The organism is Streptomyces sp. NPDC001027 (assembly GCF_040299045.1).
In the GTDB taxonomy this organism is placed as follows: domain Bacteria; phylum Actinomycetota; class Actinomycetes; order Streptomycetales; family Streptomycetaceae; genus Streptomyces.
In genome coordinates this window covers 13,899-33,094 of record NZ_JBEPBI010000083.1, presented here as the reverse complement: position 1 = coordinate 33,094, position 19,196 = coordinate 13,899, and the positions used below count along the sequence as shown (strand labels likewise).

The following is a 19,196-nucleotide window of genomic DNA, read 5'->3' as shown; positions in this document are numbered from 1 at the left end:
GTGAGCCGCGCCGACGGTCAGCACCAGCCGGACGCCGCCGTCCGGGCCCGCGACCGCGCGGCTGCGCAACAGCCCGTAGGGGTCGGCGACGTCGACGGTCTCGTGGGCGTCGAGGCCGAGGACCCCGCGGTGGAAGAGGACCGCCGAGTCGAAGTGGTGCCAGGGCTGCGTCAGTGCCACGTGGTCGACGCGGAAGTCGCCGGCCGCGCCGGGAACGTGCGGCGCGTCCTCGAAGTCGGCCCGCCAGTCGGGCAGTTCGGGACGCCTCGTGGCGCACAGGAAGAGCTCCGTGCCGTCGGGGGCGGCGACGGCGTCCAGCGGGGCGTCGCGCTCGGCGCGGCGGCGCGGCAGGACGGGGGCGAGCAGTGCCTCGGCGCGGCGGGCGGCCGCCGCCGGGTCCGGTGACTCCAGACCGACCGCGGCGAGGGCGGCGCCGTCGACGGAGGCCCGACCGCGCGGGCGCAGCCGGGCGTGGGGCGATGCGGCCGGGCCGGTGTTGACCAGGATGCGGGCCTCCCCCTGCTCCCACAGCTCCACCGGTTTGCCGCGGTGGCGGGCGGTGCGGGCGAACCCGAGGCCGGCGAGCAGGCGGGCGACGGGTTCGGCGTCGTGCGTGACCAGTTCGGCGAAGGCCACCTTCGTGGGGGCGACGGGTGCGGGCAGGACCTCTGCGCCGACCTCCTCCTGGAGGATCAGCAGGGAGCGGCGGGCGTCCACGGCGGTCGGGCCGGCCTCGGCCTGCCGGAAGACGTCGTTGAAGACCTCGAGGGAGAGCGGGCCGTCGTAACCGGTGCGCAGCACGCGTTTCACCAGTCCGGCGACGTCGAAGCCGCCCTGTCCGGGGAAACAGCGGTGATGGCGGCTCCACTGCAGCACGTCCATGCCGAGCAGCGGGGCGTCGGCGAGCTGCAGAAAGAAGATCTTCTCGCCGGGGATGCCGTCGATGCCGTCGAGGTCCGCGGGACCGGAGCTCCGGGAGAGGATGTGGAAGCTGTCCAGGCAGGTGCCGAGCGCCGGGTGGCCGGCCGCCTCGACGATGCGCCAGGCGTGGTCGTAGGTGTTGACGTGCCGTCCCCAGGCGAGCGCCTCGTAGGCGACGCGGACGCCGAAGTCCTGTGCCAGGTCGGCGAGTTCGCTCAGCTGCTCGGCGGCGAGCGCGTCGTCGTCCGTGGCGAGCGGGGAGACGCTGGAGCAGACCAGGACGGTGTCCGCGCCGAGTCTCTCCATCAGCTGGAACTTGTGCCGGGCACGGCGCGCATTGCGGGCGAACTCCTCGGCGGGCACGGCCTCGATGTCCCGCATCGGCTGGTACAGGTCGACGGTGAGGCCGAGGTCGGCGCAGCGGGCGCGGATCTCCTCCGGTCCGAGGGGGCTCGCCAGCAGGTCGTTCTCGAAGATCTCGACGCCGTCGAAGCCGGCCCGGGAGGCCGCCGCGAGCTTCTCGGTGAGGGATCCGCTCAGGGAAACGGTTGCTATGGAAGTACGCACGGTCGTGCTCCTTCGGGGACGGTGGCCCGCCGCGGGGGCGCGACCGGTCTCGGACGGCGCGCGACCGTCATACGGCGTGGCGCGCCGACTGCTCGGCGCCACGGGCCAGCCGCGCGAAGTCGGCCAGCATGCCGGCGCTGTCGGGCTCGCGGCCGGTGAACAGACGGAAGGCGTCCACGGCCTGGAAGACGGCCATGCCGCCGCCGTCCAGCACGGCGCAGCCGGCCGCGCGGGCGGTGCGCACCAGCTCGGTCTCCAGGGGGCGGTAGACGACCTCGGCCACCCACAGGCCGGGGTGCAGCGACTGCGCCGGGAAGGGCAGGCCGGGGTGGGCGGCCATGCCGGTGGGGGTGGCGTGCACGACGCCGTCGGCCGACGCGAGCAGCTCGGTCAGCCGGTCCGGGGCGGCGGCCGCCGCCCGCTCGGGTCCGAAGCGGCGGTTGAGGGAGGCGGCGAGTTCCGCCGCCCGCTCGGGCAGCGCGTCCACGACGGTGACCCGCTCCGTGCCCAGGGTGAGCGTGGCGTGCGCGACGGCGGCCCCCGCGCCTCCGGCGCCCAGCTGCACCACCCGCTCGAGCGGCACGTCGGGCAGGCCCCGCGCGAAGGAGGCGGCGAACCCGGTCACGTCGGTGTTGTGGCCGACGGCCCGGCCGTCCCGGAAGACGACGGTGTTGACCGCGCCGAGCGCCTCGGCCTGCGGGGCGAGCGCGTCGAGGTGCGGGAGGACCAGCTGCTTGCACGGGTGCGTGATGTTGAGCCCGTCGAAGCCGAGGTCCCGGGCGGCGCGCACCAGGTCCCCCACGGCCTCGGGGCGGACGCCCAGGACGTCGATGTCGATGAGGCGGTAGACGTACCGCAGGCCCTGCCGGTCGGCCTCCCGCTCATGCAGCGCCGGGCTGAGCGACGGTCCGACGCCGGATCCGATCAGCCCGACGAGATACGAGTCCTGGAAGACGACGGTCACGGCGGACCTCCTGATCGGCTGACTAATGTACGAACTGGTGAGTTAGTCATAGCATCCGGACCGTCCCAGGGGGAAGCCCTCGCGGCCCGGGCCGTCGGGGCGGGCTTCTAGAATCGCGGCACCGCCACCCACGCCGCCCGAAGGAACCCGATGACCAGCGTCGACGAACCGGCACGACCCCACGGCAACGGGCGCACCCGCGACGCCGCCAGGACTCAGGCCGAGATCCTCGACGTGGCGACCCGGGAGTTCGCCCGGGTCGGCTACGCCGGGGCCCGGGTGGACGACATCGCCGCCCTCACCAGCACCACGAAGCGGATGATCTACTACTACTTCGGCGGCAAGGAGCAGCTGTTCACCGCCGTGCTGGAGCGGGCCTACGGGGTGATCCGCGACGCGGAGCAGCAGCTCGACGTCGAGCATCTCGACCCGGTGGCGGCCATCCGCCGGCTGGCGGAGGTGACCTTCGACCACCACGAGCGGCACCCGGACTTCATCCGCCTGGTGAGCATCGAGAACATCCACGAGGCGGAGCACATCGCCGCGTCCGAGAAGCTCGGGCGGATCGGCTCCCCCGCGCTCGACGTGATCCGCCGCATCCTGGCCTCCGGGCGGGAGTCCGGCCTGTTCACGGCCGAGGTGGACGCGGTGGACCTGCACGCGATGATCAGCTCGTTCTGCTTCTTCCGGGTGGCCAACCGGCACACCTTCGGGGCCCTGTTCGGCCGCGACCTGGTCGACCCGGCCCAGCGCGAGCACTACCGCACCATGCTCGGCGACATGGTGATCGCCTATCTGACGGCGGAGCGCACCGCGCGCTGAGCGCCGCCTATTGACAGAGGGGAAACATCGGCGCACCATCCCTAGCCATCCGCTACTAACTACCCAGTGGGTTAATTAGCCGGGCACGCACCCGGCGCAGCCGCCCCGCACCCCAGGGAACCGGCCCTACTCCCCTTGCCTCACTCCACGTACGTTGGAGTCCCCTCGAAGGAGCCCGCCGTGTCCGTCCCCGCCGCACCTCCCGGCCAGCCGAAGAAAGCCGCCACGGCGGCCTGGATCGGCAGCGCTCTGGAGTACTACGACTTCTTCATCTACGGCAGCGCGGCAGCACTGATCTTCCCGAAGGTCTTCTTCGACGCGTCCGACCCGGCCACCGCGACCCTGCTCTCGCTCGCCACGTTCGGCGTCGCCTACGCGGCCCGTCCGGTCGGCGCGCTCTTCCTCGGGCACTTCGGCGACCGCGTGGGCCGCAAGAAGATCATGGTCTTCACGCTCATCCTGATGGGCGTCTCGACGTTCCTCATCGGCTGCCTGCCCACCCGGGCCCAGGTCGGCACGCTCGCGCCGGTCCTGCTGGTGCTGTGCCGCGTGCTGCAGGGCGTCTCGGCGGCCGGCGAACAGGCCAGCGCCAACTCCATGACGCTGGAGCACGCGCCGCCGGAGCGACGGGGCTTCTTCACCAGCTTCACCCTCAGCGGCACCCAGGGCGGCCAGCTCCTCGCCACGCTCGTCTTCATCCCGATCGCCGCCCTCCCCGAGGACCAGCTCCTCTCCTGGGGCTGGCGGGTGCCCTTCTGGCTGAGCATCGCGGTCGCCGTCGCCGGGTACGTCATCCGCCGCAAGCTGGAGGAGACCCCGGCCTTCGCCGCCCAGCAGGCCACCGGCGAGGTCGTGAAGCTGCCGCTGGCGGTGCTGCTGCGCGACCACTGGGCGGACGTGCTGCGGGTCGTCGCGGGCGCGCTCGTCGCGTCCGTCAGCACCGTCTTCACGGTGTGGGCGCTGGCGTACGCGACCAGCGACTCGGTCGGGATGAGCCGCACCTCCATGCTGTGGGTGGGCGCGCTGGCCAACGTGGTCGCGCTGGCGGCCATCCCCGCCTGGGCCACGCTCTCCGACCGCGTCGGCCGCCGTCCGGTGTTCCTGATCGGCGCGGCCGGCAGCGCGGTGATGATGTTCGCCTACCTGTGGGCGATCTCCACCGGCTCCTACCCGCTGATCCTGGTGCTGGGCATCGCCGCCTTCGGCGTGGTCTACAGCGCCGCGAACGGCGTGTGGCCCTCCTTCTACGGTGAGATGTTCTCCACGCGCGTCCGGCTCTCCGGCATGGCGATCGGCACCCAGATCGGCTTCGCGGTGGCCGGCTTCGCGGTCACCTTCGCCGCGGAGATCGCGGGCCCGGACGGCGACGGCTGGTCGTCGGTGGCCCTCTTCACCGCGGCGCTCTGCGTCCCGCCGGTGATCGCGGCTCTCACGGCGCGGGAGACCGCGAAGGTCCCGACGGAGCAGCTCGGCGAGCGCGGCGGGAACAAGGCCGCACAGCCGGAGACGGTCGCGGCCTGACCCCGCCCGCACACCGGGCGCACTCCCCCGCGACCGTGTGACTCCCGAGCCCCTGGACGCCGCGCCGCTCCAGGGGCTCGGGCACGCCCGCACGACCACGAGAGCCCGCACGACCGCGAGAGCCCGGCCGCCTCCCCGTGCCCGGTCGGCGCGCCGGGCCGGCGCCCGCGCCACCGTCGCGGGCGCGACGGCCCTCCTCGCCGCCGGTCTCCTCGTGCTCGCCCGCGCCTTCGGGCCGCTCTCGTTCTGCACCGGGTTCGCCCTGGTGGGAGCCGGGTTCGGCGCGCTGATGGTGGCGGCGACCCATGTCGTCGTACGACTCGCGCCCGCGAAGTCGGCGGGGGTCGCCGGCGGTCTGCAGCAGACGGCGATGAACGTCGGCCCGGTGCTGGGCGTGGCGACGGCGACCGTGCTCATGGACGTCGGCCCGGCCCGCTCGCCGCTCCTCGTGCTGGCGCTGGCCGCCGCGGCGGCACTGCCGCTCTGCCGCGCGCTGCCCGGCCCCGCGTCGCCCGCGCCCTCCGCCCCCGGCGCTCCCCGGGCCGGTCGGGGCGACGCGACGCACAGCGATCTCGACGTCGAAAGGGGTCCGCACGACCGGTCCCTACGCGACCATGGAATCTGAGGTCGTCCGGGCGCGTCAGGCCCGGACCCGCGCCTCGAGCGAGCGCACCGGAGGAGAACGAACGATGGCACTGCTGCGGCAAGAGGTAGAACCGAGCGAGGCAGGGCTCGACCCGCAGGCGCTGGACCGCCTCGACCGGCACGTCGCCCGCCGGGTCGAGACAGGGAGTCTGCCCGGATTCCTGCTGGCGGTCTCGCGCGGCGGCCGGGTCGCCCACCTCACCGCATACGGGCGTCGCGACGTCGCCGCCGGACTGCCCGTCGAGCACGACACCCTCTACCGGATCTACTCGATGACCAAACCGGTCACCTCGGTGGCCGCGCTGATACTGATGGAGGAGGGCCGGCTGGGGCTCGACGACCCGGTCGCCGACCATCTGCCGGCCTTCGCCGGGCTGCGGGTGTACGAGGCCGGCTCCGGCGCGGATCTCACCACCCGCCCGCTCGAACGACCCCTGCTGGTGAAGCATCTGATGACCCACACAGCGGGCCTGACCTTCGCCTTCTACCACTGTCACCCCGTCGACGCCCTCTATCGCGAAGCGGGCCTGGAGTCGGCGGTGCTGCCGGGATCGGACCTCGCGGGCACCGTCGAGGCGTACGCGCGCCTGCCGCTGCAGTTCGAGCCGGGCGCCCAGTGGAACTACTCGGTGGCGACCAACGTCCTGGGACGGATCATCGAGGTCGTGTCCGGCCGGCCCCTCGACGAGTTCCTCGCCGAACGGATCTTCCGTCCCCTCGGCATGCCCGACGCCGGGTTCCAGGTCTCGGACGAACAGGCCGGCCGGCTGGCGGAGCTGTACGGGGACGCCGAGGGCGGCGGCATCGAGCCGATCCTCGGCCTGCCCCTGTTCGGCCGCCCCCGGTTCCTGTCGGGAAGCGGCGGCATGGTGGCGACCGCGTACGACATCCACCGATTCACCGAGATGCTCCGCCGCCGCGGCGAGCTCGACGGAGTGCGCCTGCTGCGGCCGCAGACGGTCGACCTGATGACGGCCAACCACCTGCCCGGCGGCGTCGACCTGCGCGCCTTCGGCAGCCGCCCCGCCCACGACGAGCCCGGCAACGACGGCGTGGGCTTCGGCCTCGGCGTCTCCGTGGTCGTCGACCCGAGGCGCACCCAGGCGCCCTCGGGGCTCGGCACGTACGGCTGGAGCGGCGTCGCCACCACGACGTTCTGGGTCGACCCGGCCCACGACGTGAGCGTGCAGTTCCTGACGCAGCTGAGGCCGAGGCGGTCGCTGAAGCTCTACCCCGACCTCAAGCGGCTGGTGCACGAGGCGATCAAGGACTGACGGCACGCCTCCCGGCCGTCGCGGCCACCGGCCCCACGGCCCTCACTCCTCCAGCCGTGAAGTGAACTCCAGTCCCTCTTCGGCGAGTTCGCGCAGCCACTCCTCGGAGCGGGCGGCGGTCCCGGCGGCCCGGTTCAGACCCGGCGGCAGGGAGCCGTCCAGGATGCGGCGGACGCCGAGGGCGAGCGGCCGGGAGACGCAGCGGGCCATCGCGCTCTCCGTCTCGTCGCCCACCAGGTCCAGCAGACGGCTTCCGCGCCAGGAGCGGCCGGCGCCGACCGCGTCGCCGGGCGCCCCGCCCGCCGCGTCCGCGTGGACCTCCAGCGACACGGCGAGGACCACGCGGTCGCGGTCCGCGTCGGAGGTGGGGTGGGCCGCCGCGAGCTCCCGGGCCAGCTCCGCGATCCGGGTGTCGTCGCCCGCCCTCAGCTCCTCGAACACCGGCTCCCAGGCCCGCAGCCAGCCGTCCAGCCGCAGCGTGCCGCGCACGAAGGTCAGCGGCCGCCAGGCCGGCGGCAGCGCGTACTGCGCGATGAACGGGACGCTGTCCCGGTTGGGATACGCCTCGAAGCTCTCGTCGCCGACCCGGTGGGCGCGCGTGGCCTCCCAGGGCCTCGCGGCCACGACCTCGGCGCCGTCCTCCACGTAACGGGCGGGCGTGCGAAGGGCGTTGAGGACGCCGAGGGGCGCCCAGCTGAAGCGGTACCTGAAGTCGTCCGGGACGGCGGGGACGCCTCCGCAGTACGAGGTGAGCCGGTACGAGGCCGGCGTGTCGTCGCCGATCGCGTCCCGGGCCCGGGCGACGAGGCTGTGCGCGAAGAGGTGGTCGATGCCGGGGTCGAGACCGGCCTCGGTGAGTGCGACGATCCCGGCGGCGGCCGCGGCGGGCGCCGACGCCAGGATCTCGTCCGAGACATAGCTGGAGCAGGCGAAGTGGGCCCGTCGGGCCACGCACGCCGACAGCAGCGCGGCATGCCCGGACGCGGGCAGCATCGACACGACGACGTCCCCGGGGGCCAGTTCGGCCGTCAGCGCGTCGAGGGTGTAGGCGCGCGGCTCGGCGCGTCCGGTCAGGCCGAGCCGGCCGAGCGCCTCGGCCGCCCGCTCGGCCGTGCGGTGCCACACCCGGACCGGGCCGGCGTGTGCGCACAGGGCCGTGAGGCCGCTGCCCGTGGACAGCCCCGCGCCGACCCAGTGGACGGCGCCGGAGGCGGGAACGAGGTCAGACACGGCCGGACCGCCCTTCGGTGAGGCCCAGTCGACGGCAGGCGGCGTCGAAGCGGTCCAGACAGCGGCCCCACGGCCCCGCGGCGCCGAAGTCCAGCAGCACGGGGGTGAGGGCCGCCGAGAAGTCGGCGCTGGCCTCCCGCGGCAGCAGGGACGGCAGGTTGTCGATGGCGATCAGGTCGAGCGGGGGCTCCTTGCGCAGCCGGCGCACGGGGTCGCTCCACTCGGTGGTGCGGTCGTACACGGGCAGGACGTTGAGCGGCGAGCCGACGTCGCAGGTGACGTCGGAGAGGGTGCGCAGCCGCCGCGCGGGGTCGTCGAGGTCCTCCTCGCGGACGAACGGCGGCGCCGGGGCCGTGGCGAGGACGCAGTTGACCAGCACGTCGTGGGCCAGCAGCGCGGGGCGGTCCAGGTCGAGGGTCTCCGCCAGGTCCCAGCAGGCCGGTGCCACGCCGGCGGCGCCGAACGCGGCCCGCGCGCCCCGGCCGCTGCGGCCCAGCGCGCCGACGACGAGGGCGGTGAACTCCTCGTCGCCGGGGGCGGGGCGCAGCGCCTCGTCCCACTCGGCCTTCTCCGAGGGGCACAGGGGTGCGGTGAGCCTGCCCCGGTGGTGCAGCACCGCCAGCGCCGCGCCGAGGTAGCCCGCCCAGTATCCGAAGGCGGCGAGGCGGCGGCCCTGTTCGTCGACCAGGTACTCCAGGTCGAGGAGGGCTCCTCCCCCGGCGGCGAACCGCCGCAACAGCTCGCCTGCGCCGGGCTGTTGCTTGTAGGCGTGCCCGAAGAAGACATGGCGGTGCGTCAACTCGGCTGGCTCGTCGGGGAGTTCCTTCAGACCGAGGACGACCGCGTCGCGCGGGGCGGACGTCCAGGAGCCGGCGGGTGCGATCCGTGCGCCGGCCGCCACGTAGGCGTCGGCCGGGAACACGCGCTGCGGGGAGTCCTCGACGGTCAGCGCCACCCCGGCCTCGACGAGGCGGCGGGCGTCGTCGGGGACGACCGGGGTGCGGCGTTCGGTGGTGCGGGCCTCGTGGCGCAGCCACAGGTGCAGTTCGGTCATACGCGGTTGACCTCCGGACGCGGGGCGTCGGCCGCGAAACGGTCGGCGCTCAGGGGGGTGACGTCCACGAAGGGTACGCGGCCCAGGTACAGGTCGCGGACGACCTCGCCGACCGCCGGGCCCTGCAGGAAACCGTGTCCGGAGAAGCCGGTCGCGTACAGGAAGCGGGACACCGACGACGCCTCGCCGATCAGGGCGTTGTGGTCCGGGGTGACCTCGTACAGGCCCGCCCAGCCGCCGGTGCGGCGCAGGTCGAGCAGGGCGGGGGCGCGGCGCTGCATGGCGTCGGCGAGGCGCGGGATCCACCGGTCGTGGGCGTCGGTGGCGAAGCCCGGCCGCTCGTCGGGGTCGGACATGCCGACCAGGAGGCCGGGGCCCTCGGAGTGGAAGTACAGGGTGCTGCTGAAGTCGATGGTCATGGGCAGGTCGGGCGGCAGGCCGGGGACCGGTTCGGTGACGGCGATCTGCCGGCGCAGCGGCTGTACCGGCAGGTCGACGCCGGCCATCGCGCCGACGGCCCGGGACCAGGCGCCGGCCGCGCAGATCACCGTGTCGGTGGCGATGCGGCCGAGGGTGGTCTGCACGGCGGTGACGGCGTTCCCCTGCCGTTCGATGCCGGTGACCGCGGTGTGCCGCAGGATGCGCGCGCCGCAGCGGCGGGCGGCGGCCGCGTACCCGTGGACGACGGATTCGGGCGTGCAGTGGCCGTCGTCGGGCGAGAACGCGGCCGCCAGTAACCCGTCGGTGCGGATCAACGGGGAGAGCCGGGCGGCCTCGTCGGGGCCGATGAGGCGGCTGGGCACGCCGAGCGCGTTCTGCAGGCGCACGCCCGCCTCGAAGGAGGCGACGTCCTGCGGGGTGGAGAGCAGGAACAGGTAGCCGACGCGGCGCAGTCCGATGTCGTGCCCGATCTCCTCGCCGAACCGGGCGAACGCCTCGAGGCTGCGCGCGCCGAGCTGGATGTTGAGCTCGTCGGAGAACTGGGCGCGGACCCCTCCGGCGGCCTTCGAGGTGGAGCCCGCGGCGAGTTCGTCGCGCTCGACGAGCAGGACGTCGCGGACGCCCGCGGCGGCGAGGTGATAGGCGATGCTCGTGCCCATCACCCCGCCGCCGATGACGACGACCGAGGCATGCGTGTTCACGCGAGCGGCTCCTTTCGGCGGCGGTCCCGGCCCGTGCGCCGGGGCCGGGACGGTGGTGCGCCGGGTCCGCTGTGTTCCCTACCCGCGGGGACCGCGGTCCGAAGCGCCCTCAGGACCAGTGGGCCACCGCGTCCAGGTGGGGCAGCCGGTGGTCCATCCGCTCCCGCTTGGTGCGCAGGTAGGTGATGTTGTTCTCGCACGGCTCGATCAGCAGGGGCACCTCTTCGGCGACCCTGATGCCGTTGTCGGTCAGCGCCTCCCGCTTGCGGGGGTTGTTCGACATCAGGCGGACGGAGTCCACGCCCAGGTCGCGCAGGATGTCGGCGGCCACCTTGTAGTCGCGGGCGTCCACCGGGAACCCGAGGGCGACGTTCGCCTCGACGGTGTCCAGGCCCTCCGCCTGCAGCGCCATCGCGCGCAGCTTGCCCAGCAGGCCGATGCCCCGGCCCTCGTGGCCGCGCAGATAGACGACGATTCCGCTGCCCTCGGCGACGACCGCCTGCAGCGCGGACTCCAGCTGGGCGCCGCACTCGCAGTGCTGGGAGCCGAACGCGTCACCGGTCAGGCATTCGGAATGCAGCCGGGTCAGCACATCCTCGGCGCCTATCTCCCCGTACACCAGGGCGACTTGTTCGTCACCGCGGTCGTGGTCCATGTAACCGATCGCCTGGAATTTGCCGTACACGGTGGGCAGGGGGGCATTCACCACGCGTTCCACACCGGTGCGCTGCGGGGTCTTCGTGCCGAGTACGCCAATTTTTTCTGTCATGATCTGGTTCCTAAGCAGAGACGAAAGGCCGGGAAGAAATGAGTGGTTCGGACATACGGTCGGCGGCGTACGGACTGGTGCCGACGGACACTACCGAAGACGTACGGACCCGGGGCGCCGGCGTCTCGACGCAGGTGGCGGTTCTTCCCGTCGGGAGCTTCGAACAGCACGGCCCGCACCTGCCGCTGGCCACCGACACCCTGGTGGCCTGCGCCATCGCGCGGGAGATCGCCGGGGCGTACCCGGTGCACCTCCTCCCGCCGGTGACCATCGCCTGCTCGCACGAGCACGCGGCCTGGCCGGGAACCGTCAGCATCTCCTCGGTGACCCTTCACGCGGTGGTACGGGACATCGCGGCGTCACTGCGCCGCTCGGGCGTCGAGGCCCTGGTGCTGGTCAACGGACACGGCGGGAACTACGTCCTGGGCAACGTCGTCCAGGAGTCCTCCGCCGCAGGCGAGCGGATGGCGCTCTTCCCGGCCCCGGAGGACTGGGAGGCGGCGCTGGCGCGGTCCGGGGTGTCGACCTCGCTGCTCACCGACATGCACGCCGGGGAGATCGAGACCTCGATCCTGCTGCACGCCCACCCCGAACTCGTCCGGCCCGGTCATGAGTCGGCTGATTTCGTCGCGGACGACCGCCGTCATCTGCTCACGCTGGGAATGTCCGCCTATACCGATTCGGGCGTCATCGGCCGTCCTTCCCTGGGGTCGGCGGAAAAGGGGAAGGAACTCCTGGCGAGCCTGGCGGATTCCTTCGGCGCGTATTTCGACTTGCTCACCGCGCAATCCTCCGGAGCCTGAACGGCCTTCGCCGCCCCCGCGGTCGCCGCGGCGCCGGCGGTCTCCGCGGCCTCGAAGGGCGGAGCGGACGGGGCCGCCGCGGCGGGCGGCTCCGCGAGGTGCGCGCCGTCGCGCGCCGGCCCGGCGCCGGCCTTGCCGTCGCGCAGTCCCGCGTACCAGCGGACGACGAGCACGACCGCCCCCGGCAGCGCCGCGACGAAGCTGAGCACGCCGTACACGACGGCGACCGCGAGGCCGGTGCTCGCGCCGAGCCCGGCCGCGCCGAACGCCCACGCGGTGACGCCCTCACGGGGCCCCCAGCCGCCGACGTTCAACGGCAGGCCCATCGCGAGCAGCGCGAGGACGGCGATCGGCAGCAGCGTGAGCACGGAGGCGCCGGAGCCGGCGACCCGGGCGGCCACCACGAACATCCCGAGGTGCCCGGCCAGCACGACCGCCGACGACAGGGCGACGCCCGGGCCGTTGCGCCGCGACACCAGGCCCTCGCGCGCCTCGGCCAATACCGCCCGCAGCCGCCCCGAGCGCCGCGGCGCGGCGGAGTTCATCCGGACGGCGAGGACGACGGCGAGCGCGCCCGCGCCCGCCAGCAGGACGATCGGCGCGATCTGGCGGGCGTCCGCCATGACCGGCGAGGGCAGGGCCAGCAGAATCGTCACGCCCGCCACGGTCAGCGCCAGCTGTCCCGCGGTGCGCTCCAGGACGACGGCCCGCACGCCGCGTCCGACGTCGCCGGCGCTCTGTCCGTGCCGCACCGCGCGGTGCACGTCGCCGAGGACGCCGCCGGGCAGCGCCGCGTTGAGGAACAGGGCCCGGTAGTAGTCGGCGACGGCCGGACCGAGCGGCAGCCGGATGCGCAGCGCGCGGGCCACCAGCGCCCACCGCCAGGCGCTGAACACGGTGGTGAGCGCGCCGATGCCGAGCGCCGCCAGCAGGGTCGGCGCGTCGATCCGCCGCAGCCCGTCCAGGAAGACGCCGGTGCCCAGCTTCCACAGCAGGGCCGTGAGGATGACGACTCCGGCGACGGTCCCGAAGTGGGTGCGCAGCGCACGGCTCGCGAGCAGGGTCCGCAGCCGCGACGGCTTCGTGTGCGGCTCGGTCACGATGACCCCGATGCGGGCCGCGGACACGGCCGGGCCGGTGCGGACGGCCACCGGGCCGCGCTGCGGCCGACGCGCGGCCGGCAGGGCGCCCTCGCCCCACAGCACGGGCGGCGCGGCCGTCACCCGCGGGCCGACCGTCTCCGCGCTCATCCGGCTCCGCCCGTCGGGCGGGCCAGCGCCAGCAGGTCGCTGTGGTGGACGGTGACCTGAAGGTCGCCCGCCGCGCAGGCCGCGAGCCGGGCCGCCAGGTAGGGCTCGGCGCGCTCGGCCAGTTCGGGGCGCTCCTCCACGGCCGCCCCGACCCAGCCGCGCAGCCACTGGGCGGTCAGGCCGACGTTCTCCGGGCCGAGCCGCCACGGGCTGGGGTGCACCTTGACGGTCGCGCCCTGGTCGGCGAACGCCTCGCAGGCGACGTTGACCGCGTCGGGGCCGAGGAGGCCGTCGCGCCGCTGGTGGTCGTTGAACGCCGCCGCTATCTCCTCGTCCAGCGGGTCCGGCGCGCTGAGTTCGACGCGGCCGGCGACCGACAGCGTCAGCAGCGCCGGGCAGCCCGCGCCCGCACAGGCCGCGGCGAGCGTCTCGATCTCCTCGCGGGTGAGGACGTCGAGCAGCGCGGAGGCGGTCACCAGCGAGGCGCCGGCCAGCGCGTCCGGGGTGAGCCGGGCGACGTCGCCGCGCCGCGTCTCCACGGTGACCCGGCTGCCGTCGGCGGCCGCCCGCGGCGAGGCGACGGCCGCGAAGTGCAGGAGGTAGGGGTCGCGGTCGTGCAGCACCCAGTGCTGGGCGCCGTCCAGCCGCGGGGCCAGCCAGCGGCCCATGGAGCCGGTGCCGCAGCCCAGGTCGTGGATGGCGAGACCGCTGCGGCCGGGCAGGTTGGCGAGCCGGATCCGCAGCGGGTCCAGCAGGTCCATCGCCCGGGCGGCGGCGTCGGCCGGCTCGCGCAGCTCCAGCCACTCGGGGGCGTAGCGGGGCTGCTCCTCCGGCCCGCTGTCGCGCAGCCGCACGGTGGGCCGCTCGCCGGGCCGGCCCACCGGGCCGGCGCCGGCGATGACGCCCGGCGCCACGGCCTCGACGCCGTGCACCGCGGCCGGCCCCACGGGACCGCCGTCGGCGAGAACCGTCGTCTCGAGCACAGAACCCGCCTCCGTCCGGCCCGGCTGGGTCGGGATGCCGCCCACGCGTCGCGCCACGTCCGCCGGCGTCGCCGTCGTCTTCCTCATGCCGCCCTCCGGGGTTCGCTCGGGAACCGGCCGAGCACGCCGGCCAGGCTCTGGGCGGTGCTCGCCCAGCCGTTCAGGGCGGCCCGGCGGCCGCGCGCGGCCGCCTTGAGTCGCCGTCGCACGTCGGCCTCGCCGAACCAGCCGCGCAGTTCGGCGGCGAGCGCGGCCGGGTCCTCCGGCGGGACGAGGATGCCGGGGACGCCGCCGTCGGGGGCGCGGCCGACCGCCTCGGGCAGACCGCCGACGTCCGTCGCGAGGACGGGGATGCCGCGGGCCAGCGCCTCCGTGACGGCCATGCCGTACGTCTCGGCGTAGGAGGTGAGGACCATGAGGTCGGCGGCTGCGTAGGCGGCGTCGAGTTCGGCGCCCGCCTTGGGGCCCGCCAGCTCCAGCCGGTCCTCGAGGCCGTGTCTGCGGATGAGGCCGCGCAGGTGGTCGACGTACTCCGGGTCCTGCCCGAGGCCGCCCACGCACACGCAGCTCCACGGCAGGTCCCTGGCCGCGGCCAGCGCCTCCACGAGCCGGTGTTGGCCCTTGCGCGGCGTCACCGCGGCCACGCACAGCAGCCGGGAGACCCCGTCGGTGCCGGAGGCGAGCGGGGCGATGTCGGCGCCGGGGGCGGCGACGTGCACGCGCTCGGGGGCGAGTCCGTGGTGGGAGACGAGACGGCGGACCGCCCACTCGCTGGTGGCGATCACCGCGGGCACGGCCCGCAGCACGGCCCGCTCCTTGGCGTCGAGTTCGGCCGCGGTCTCGGGCGCGAGACCGCGCTCGTCGCCCAGCGGCAGGTGCACCAGGACGGCGAGCTGCAGCCGTTCGGCCTCGGGCGCGATGATCTCCGGCACCCCGCAGGCCACCAGCCCGTCGAGCAGGACGATCGTGCCGTCGGGGAACTCACGCAGCGTGCGCGCCAGTTCCGCGCGGGCGGCCGCCTGGGGCCGCGGCCACGAGCCGGCCACCAGGTGCTTGTGGACCTGCCAGCCGAAGCCGGGCAGATCCAGGCACAGGCGGCGGTCGTAGGCGTTGCCGCCGCTCGGGTTCGCCGCGTCGTCGACGCCGCCCGGCATCACGAAGTGCACGGAACGCAGGGACATGGGGATGATCCCGCCGATCTGGTGGAGCGCCGCCTGCGTGGGCACGTAGGCGAGCGGGGCCGTGGGCACGGCCTTCTCCAGGGTCGCATCGGTCACAGCGCACGCTCGTAACTCGCCCAGGCGATGTGCGACTCGTGCAGGCTGACGGCGATGGCGGCGACGCCGCGGGCCCCCTCGCCGAGCGCGCCCTGGTGGATGCGCTCCGCGAGCCGGTCGGCGACGACCTTGGCGAGGAACTCGGTCGACGTGTTGATCCCGGCGAAGTCCGGCTCGTTGTCGAGGTTGCGGTAGTTCAGCTCGCTGACCACGGCCCCGAGCTCCTGCGTGGCGAGTCCGATGTCGACGACGATGTTGTCGTCGTCGAGCTGTTCACGCCGGAATGTGGCGTCCACCAGGAACGTCGCTCCGTGCAGGCGCTGTGCGGGTCCGAAGACCTCGCCGCGGAAGCTGTGGGCGATCATGATGTGATCGCGGACGGTGACACTGAACAACGGACGACCCTCCAGGTGCGGCGCGTCTGGTCCCCCGGCCATTGGCCAACCGGGGGATGCCGTGTAGTACGGCTCCTCGGTTCCCCCCGTTCAGTCCGATCTCACTCTTTTCTCAGGTCAGGCGCTCCTGTTCGTACCCGATGCGGTGGCACAGGGCCGGGATCTCGCCGGACGTGAGCTTCGGCATCACCTGCGGCAGCTCCTCGAAGGCGCTGTCCCCGGTGACGAGGGCGTCGAGCGCCGGGTCGGCCAGCAGCTCCAGCGCGAGGGCGAGCCGGTCGGCGTAGGTGCGGCTGGAGCGGCGGGCCGGGGAGACGGCGCCGACCTGGCTGCTGCGGATGACCAGCCGGCGGGAGTGGAAGTCCTCGCCCAGCGGAAGGGACACCTTCCGGTCGCCGTACCAGCTCAGTTCGAGGACCGTGCCCTCGTCGGCGAGCAGCTCCAGGGAGCGGGCGAGGCCCGCTTCCGTCGCGCTCGCGTGCACCACGAGGTCACGGCCGCCGAGCGCGTCCGCGGGGGTCGCGAAGTCGACGCCGAGCGCTTCGGCGGTCTTCGCGCGGGCCGGGTCGGCGTCGACCAGCTGTACCCGCACGCCGGGGAAGCGGGCGAGCAGCGCGGCCACCGAGCAGCCGACCATCCCGCCGCCGACCACCGCGATCCGGTCGCCGGCCAGCGGCGCCGCGTCCCACAGGGCGTTGACGGCCGTCTCGACGGTGCCGGCGAGGACGGCGCGTTCCGCGGGCACAGAGTCCGGCACGACCGTCACCGCCGACGCCGGGACGACGTACCGCGTCTGGTGCGGGTAGAGGCAGAAGACCGTGCGCCCGGCGAGCGCCGCGGGTCCCTGTTCCACCACCCCCACGTTGAGATAGCCGTACTTCACGGGCCCGGGGAAGTCGCCCTCCTGGAAGGGGGCCCGCATGACGGCGTGCTGGCTCTCGGGCACCCCGCCGCGGAAGACGAGGGTCTCCGTGCCGCGGCTGACCCCCGACCACAGCGAACGCACCAGGACCTCGCCCTCGGCGGGGTCCGGGACGTCGACGTGGCGGATCTCGCCTTCTCCCGGAGAGCTGACCCAGAACGCACGTGCGCCGGTCGACATCCGCATCCTCCTGAACGATCGGGAACCTGTTCACGTACCGAGGTGTGCACAGTCCGCGCACAGTACGCGGCACTGATCATCTCTGTCATCTGGCCGGAGGAACGTGCGGTGGCCCTGAACAACACTTACGACGCGAGGCTCGTCCAGCAGGAGACCGCTGTGGGAGCGGGCGTGCAGATCCTGTTGCTGGCCCTGCTCGGCTCGGCGATCGGCCTCGGTCCGGCGGGCTGGGTCACCGGCCTCGTCTTCGCCATCGCCACCTGGGCGGTCCTCTCGCGGGCGCTGCACCGCTCCAGCCTGCGCTCCTTCGGCCCGGCCAACCGGGTGACGCTCGGCCGGGCGACGCTGGTCGGCGGGGTGACCGCGCTGGTCGCGGACTCCTTCGAGAGCACGCCGCCGGTGACGCTGCTGGTCGGACTGACGGCGGTGGCCCTGATCCTCGACGGCGTCGACGGCAAGGTCGCCCGCCGCACCAACACCTCGACGGCGCTGGGCGCGCGGTTCGACATGGAGGTCGACGCGTTCCTGATCCTGGTGCTCAGCGTGTACGTGTCGACGGCGCTCGGCCCGTGGGTCCTGCTCATCGGCGGCATGCGGTACGTGTTCGTCGCGGCGGCCCGGGTCGCCCCCTGGCTCAACGCCCCGCTGCCGCCGAGCACCGCGCGCAAGACGGTCGCCGCCCTGCAGGGCGTCCTGTTGCTGCTGGCCGGCGCCGATCTGCTGCCGTACGCCGCGAACTTCGCCGTCGTGCTGCTGGCACTGGGCTCGCTGGTGTGGTCGTTCGGCCGGGACGTGCTGTGGCTGTGGCGGACCTCGCGGGTCGCGGCGCAGACCCCGGCGGAGAAGGTCCTGGAGCTCGTGTAGGCCGTCATTTCGCGAGGGGAGGGGCCCGGACCGTGAACTCGGTCCGGGCCCTTTCCTTGGGGCTTTGCGTGCCGTTACGAGCGGTTCGGGCGGGTCCGTACGACGGCGAAGGCGGCTGCCGCGAGGCCGAGGACGCCGACGGCCAGCCCGGCGGCGCCCAGCCCTCGCGCGGTGGAGTCGCCGGCGTCTGCCGCCTGCGCCGTGCCGGTCCCGGCGGCCGCTGCGCCGCCCGTGCCGTCGGCGCTCTTCGCGGCGGCGGAGGGGGCCTCGGAAGCGCCGGCGCCGGCCGCCGGCGTCAGCGCGAGCACCGGCGCCGGGTTCTCCGGCTCGTCCGCTCCCGCCGCGGCCTCCTCGATCCAGCGGACGGTCCTGCCGTCGGAGTAGGTCTGCAGGGTCTTGAAGGTCAGCCGGCCCGTGTCGTCGGGGAGCTGCCCGAAGGCGACGTCGAAGTCCTCGTACTGGCCGGCGCCGATCTTCCCGCCGGTCCAGGTGATCTCGGAGGCGGCCTCGGTGATCGTGCCGTCGTCGGTCTTGACGGGCGTCTTGAGCCGGGTGGTGGTCACCTTCGCGGTCCAGCCGTCCTGCGGGTGGACCAGCACCCCGAGCACGGGGTGGTCGGTGGGCAGGAAGACCTGCACCTCGGTGGTGCTCGCGGTGTCCTCCTCGTTGGGGACCCGGAAGGTGAGCACGCCGTCGGTAGCGCCCCGGACGTAGCTCTCGGGGTGCACGGTGACGTGCGCGGAGGCGGCGCCCGCGGCGGCGAGGACCGCGGCGGCGGCGAGCACGGCCCCGACGCCGGCGCGGCGCAGGACGGGGCGGCGCAGGACGGGGCGGCTTGCGGACCCGGACGCCGGGGAGACGGCCTCCGGGCGCATGGGTGTCGAGGACATGGACGTCGAGGACATGGACGCCGGGGACATGGGTGTCGAGGACATGGGTGTCGAGGACATGGACAGGTGATCTCCGTACAGGAAGGGTGTGGGTCCGGCTCGGGCCGGCCCGGGGTCAGATCGCGTACGGGACCGGGGCGGGAGGGCCTCGTCGGCTCACGGCGTGGCGGAGCCGCGAGGGCCGTGCGGGGCCGGGAGCCGGGGCGGCGGCCGGGATCGAGGGGACGGGCAGCGGCACACGGGCGCCCCGCCACCATGCGGCGAGGCCCGGCAGGAAGGCCGCCGCCCAGCGCAGCAGCGACCACAGGGCGGCCTCCCCGCGCCGCAGCCACCGGGAGGCGACGATCGCGGCGAGGACGTGGGCCGCCGCGGCGTGCGGGGTCGCGGCCGTCGCGTGGGCGTGCAGGTGCAGGGCGTGCGCGGACGTCATGGGCATCGCGGGCATGGTGCGCGCGGCCGCCCGGGACGAGGCGGCGCCGAAGGCGACGTGCAGGCCGGCCTGTGCGGCGAGCGTGGCCGCGCCGATCCCGGGCAGCGAGCGCTCGCGGGCGCCGAGCAGCCACCCGGCGGCGAAGACCGCCAGGAAGCCGGCGCCGTCCGCCCACGGCGGGGGCGGGCTGCCGGTGGCGAGTCCGTGTCCGGCGGCGGCCAGCGCCACGCACACCGCGGCGAACACCGCGGCGCGCAGACTCCGGACGGCCGGGGACGCACTCATCGGGGGGA

The 19,196-nt window shown here is 74.4% G+C and carries 18 protein-coding genes and 1 pseudogene; 6 read left to right on the top strand and 13 right to left on the bottom strand.

The window, feature by feature from the left end:
• A partial coding sequence (locus ABT300_RS22740) for a sugar phosphate isomerase/epimerase and 4-hydroxyphenylpyruvate domain-containing protein (RefSeq protein WP_351678650.1) occupies window positions 1-1,488 on the bottom strand: 1,488 nt, incomplete at its 3' end.
• Between the two features lie 67 nt (window positions 1,489-1,555).
• A complete protein-coding gene (locus tag ABT300_RS22735) occupies window positions 1,556-2,452 on the bottom strand; it encodes a shikimate dehydrogenase (RefSeq protein WP_351678648.1) in 897 nt (298 codons plus the stop codon).
• Window positions 2,453-2,602: 150 nt separating this feature from the next.
• Here ABT300_RS22735 and ABT300_RS22730 point away from each other — a divergent pair, with 150 nt between their 5' ends.
• The 4 genes from ABT300_RS22730 to ABT300_RS22715 all read left to right on the top strand — a co-directional run bounded on the left by ABT300_RS22730 (window position 2,603) and on the right by ABT300_RS22715 (window position 6,714).
• Window positions 2,603-3,274 (top strand): TetR/AcrR family transcriptional regulator, encoded by a 672-nt coding sequence (locus ABT300_RS22730; RefSeq protein ID WP_351678646.1) that lies wholly within the window; start codon window positions 2,603-2,605, stop codon window positions 3,272-3,274.
• A gap of 180 nt (window positions 3,275-3,454) precedes the next feature.
• Window positions 3,455-4,795 carry an MFS transporter gene (locus ABT300_RS22725; RefSeq protein WP_351678644.1) on the top strand — a complete coding sequence of 447 codons (1,341 nt, stop codon included), beginning with the start codon at window positions 3,455-3,457 and terminating at the stop codon, window positions 4,793-4,795.
• A 37-nt stretch (window positions 4,796-4,832) separates the two neighbouring features.
• Entirely contained in the window at window positions 4,833-5,420 is a 588-nt protein-coding gene (locus ABT300_RS22720) for an MFS transporter (protein ID WP_502977979.1), read from the top strand.
• Window positions 5,421-5,484: 64 nt separating this feature from the next.
• The gene (locus tag ABT300_RS22715; protein WP_351678642.1) at window positions 5,485-6,714 is read left to right on the top strand and encodes a serine hydrolase domain-containing protein; all 1,230 of its coding nucleotides are present in this window, start codon (window positions 5,485-5,487) and stop codon (window positions 6,712-6,714) included.
• 42 nt (window positions 6,715-6,756) lie between these two features.
• Here the strand turns inward: ABT300_RS22715 and ABT300_RS22710 are convergent, their stop codons facing one another.
• From ABT300_RS22710 to ribA, 4 genes are all read right to left on the bottom strand, one after another.
• A complete protein-coding gene (locus ABT300_RS22710; protein ID WP_351678639.1) occupies window positions 6,757-7,944 on the bottom strand; it encodes a saccharopine dehydrogenase family protein in 1,188 nt (395 codons plus the stop codon).
• Window positions 7,937-8,998, bottom strand: a complete 1,062-nt coding sequence (locus tag ABT300_RS22705) for a saccharopine dehydrogenase (protein ID WP_351678636.1) — start codon at window positions 8,996-8,998, stop codon at window positions 7,937-7,939. The genes ABT300_RS22710 and ABT300_RS22705 overlap by 8 nt, the downstream gene beginning before the upstream one ends.
• Window positions 8,995-10,140: an NAD(P)/FAD-dependent oxidoreductase gene (locus ABT300_RS22700; RefSeq protein ID WP_351678633.1), complete on the bottom strand. Its 1,146-nt coding sequence runs from the start codon at window positions 10,138-10,140 to the stop codon at window positions 8,995-8,997. Before ABT300_RS22700 ends, ABT300_RS22705 begins: the two co-directional genes overlap by 4 nt.
• Before the next feature lie 109 nt (window positions 10,141-10,249).
• Window positions 10,250-10,909 (bottom strand): GTP cyclohydrolase II, encoded by a 660-nt coding sequence (gene ribA / locus ABT300_RS22695; RefSeq protein ID WP_319281872.1) that lies wholly within the window; start codon window positions 10,907-10,909, stop codon window positions 10,250-10,252.
• Between the two features lie 38 nt (window positions 10,910-10,947).
• Here ribA and ABT300_RS22690 point away from each other — a divergent pair, with 38 nt between their 5' ends.
• Window positions 10,948-11,712: a creatininase family protein gene (locus ABT300_RS22690; RefSeq protein WP_502977978.1), complete on the top strand. Its 765-nt coding sequence runs from the start codon at window positions 10,948-10,950 to the stop codon at window positions 11,710-11,712.
• A gap of 242 nt (window positions 11,713-11,954) precedes the next feature.
• On the opposite strand, the pseudogene ABT300_RS22685 reads toward ABT300_RS22690, so the two are convergent.
• From ABT300_RS22685 to ABT300_RS22665, 5 genes and pseudogenes are all read right to left on the bottom strand, one after another.
• A pseudogene (locus ABT300_RS22685) lies at window positions 11,955-12,962 on the bottom strand (lysylphosphatidylglycerol synthase transmembrane domain-containing protein); the annotation flags it as partial.
• Window positions 12,959-14,032 (bottom strand): methyltransferase domain-containing protein, encoded by a 1,074-nt coding sequence (locus ABT300_RS22680; RefSeq protein ID WP_351678628.1) that lies wholly within the window; start codon window positions 14,030-14,032, stop codon window positions 12,959-12,961. The pseudogene ABT300_RS22685 and the gene ABT300_RS22680, both read right to left, overlap by 4 nt.
• Window positions 14,029-15,222, bottom strand: a complete 1,194-nt coding sequence (locus ABT300_RS22675; protein ID WP_351678625.1) for a glycosyltransferase family 4 protein — start codon at window positions 15,220-15,222, stop codon at window positions 14,029-14,031. The genes ABT300_RS22680 and ABT300_RS22675 overlap by 4 nt, the downstream gene beginning before the upstream one ends.
• On the bottom strand, window positions 15,219-15,617 hold the full coding sequence (locus ABT300_RS22670) for a 6-pyruvoyl trahydropterin synthase family protein (RefSeq protein ID WP_351678623.1): 399 nt from the start codon (window positions 15,615-15,617) through the stop codon (window positions 15,219-15,221). The genes ABT300_RS22675 and ABT300_RS22670 overlap by 4 nt, the downstream gene beginning before the upstream one ends.
• 112 nt (window positions 15,618-15,729) lie before the next feature.
• Window positions 15,730-16,719 (bottom strand): zinc-dependent alcohol dehydrogenase, encoded by a 990-nt coding sequence (locus ABT300_RS22665; protein ID WP_351678621.1) that lies wholly within the window; start codon window positions 16,717-16,719, stop codon window positions 15,730-15,732.
• A gap of 108 nt (window positions 16,720-16,827) precedes the next feature.
• Here ABT300_RS22665 and ABT300_RS22660 point away from each other — a divergent pair, with 108 nt between their 5' ends.
• Window positions 16,828-17,583, top strand: a complete 756-nt coding sequence (locus ABT300_RS22660) for a CDP-alcohol phosphatidyltransferase family protein (RefSeq protein ID WP_351678619.1) — start codon at window positions 16,828-16,830, stop codon at window positions 17,581-17,583.
• A gap of 74 nt (window positions 17,584-17,657) precedes the next feature.
• Here ABT300_RS22660 and ABT300_RS22655 read toward each other — a convergent pair whose 3' ends face one another.
• A complete protein-coding gene (locus ABT300_RS22655; RefSeq protein WP_502977980.1) occupies window positions 17,658-18,458 on the bottom strand; it encodes a YcnI family protein in 801 nt (266 codons plus the stop codon).
• A gap of 130 nt (window positions 18,459-18,588) precedes the next feature.
• The gene (locus ABT300_RS22650; protein ID WP_351678614.1) at window positions 18,589-19,188 is read right to left on the bottom strand and encodes a hypothetical protein; all 600 of its coding nucleotides are present in this window, start codon (window positions 19,186-19,188) and stop codon (window positions 18,589-18,591) included.
• Window positions 19,189-19,196 lie beyond the last annotated feature (8 nt).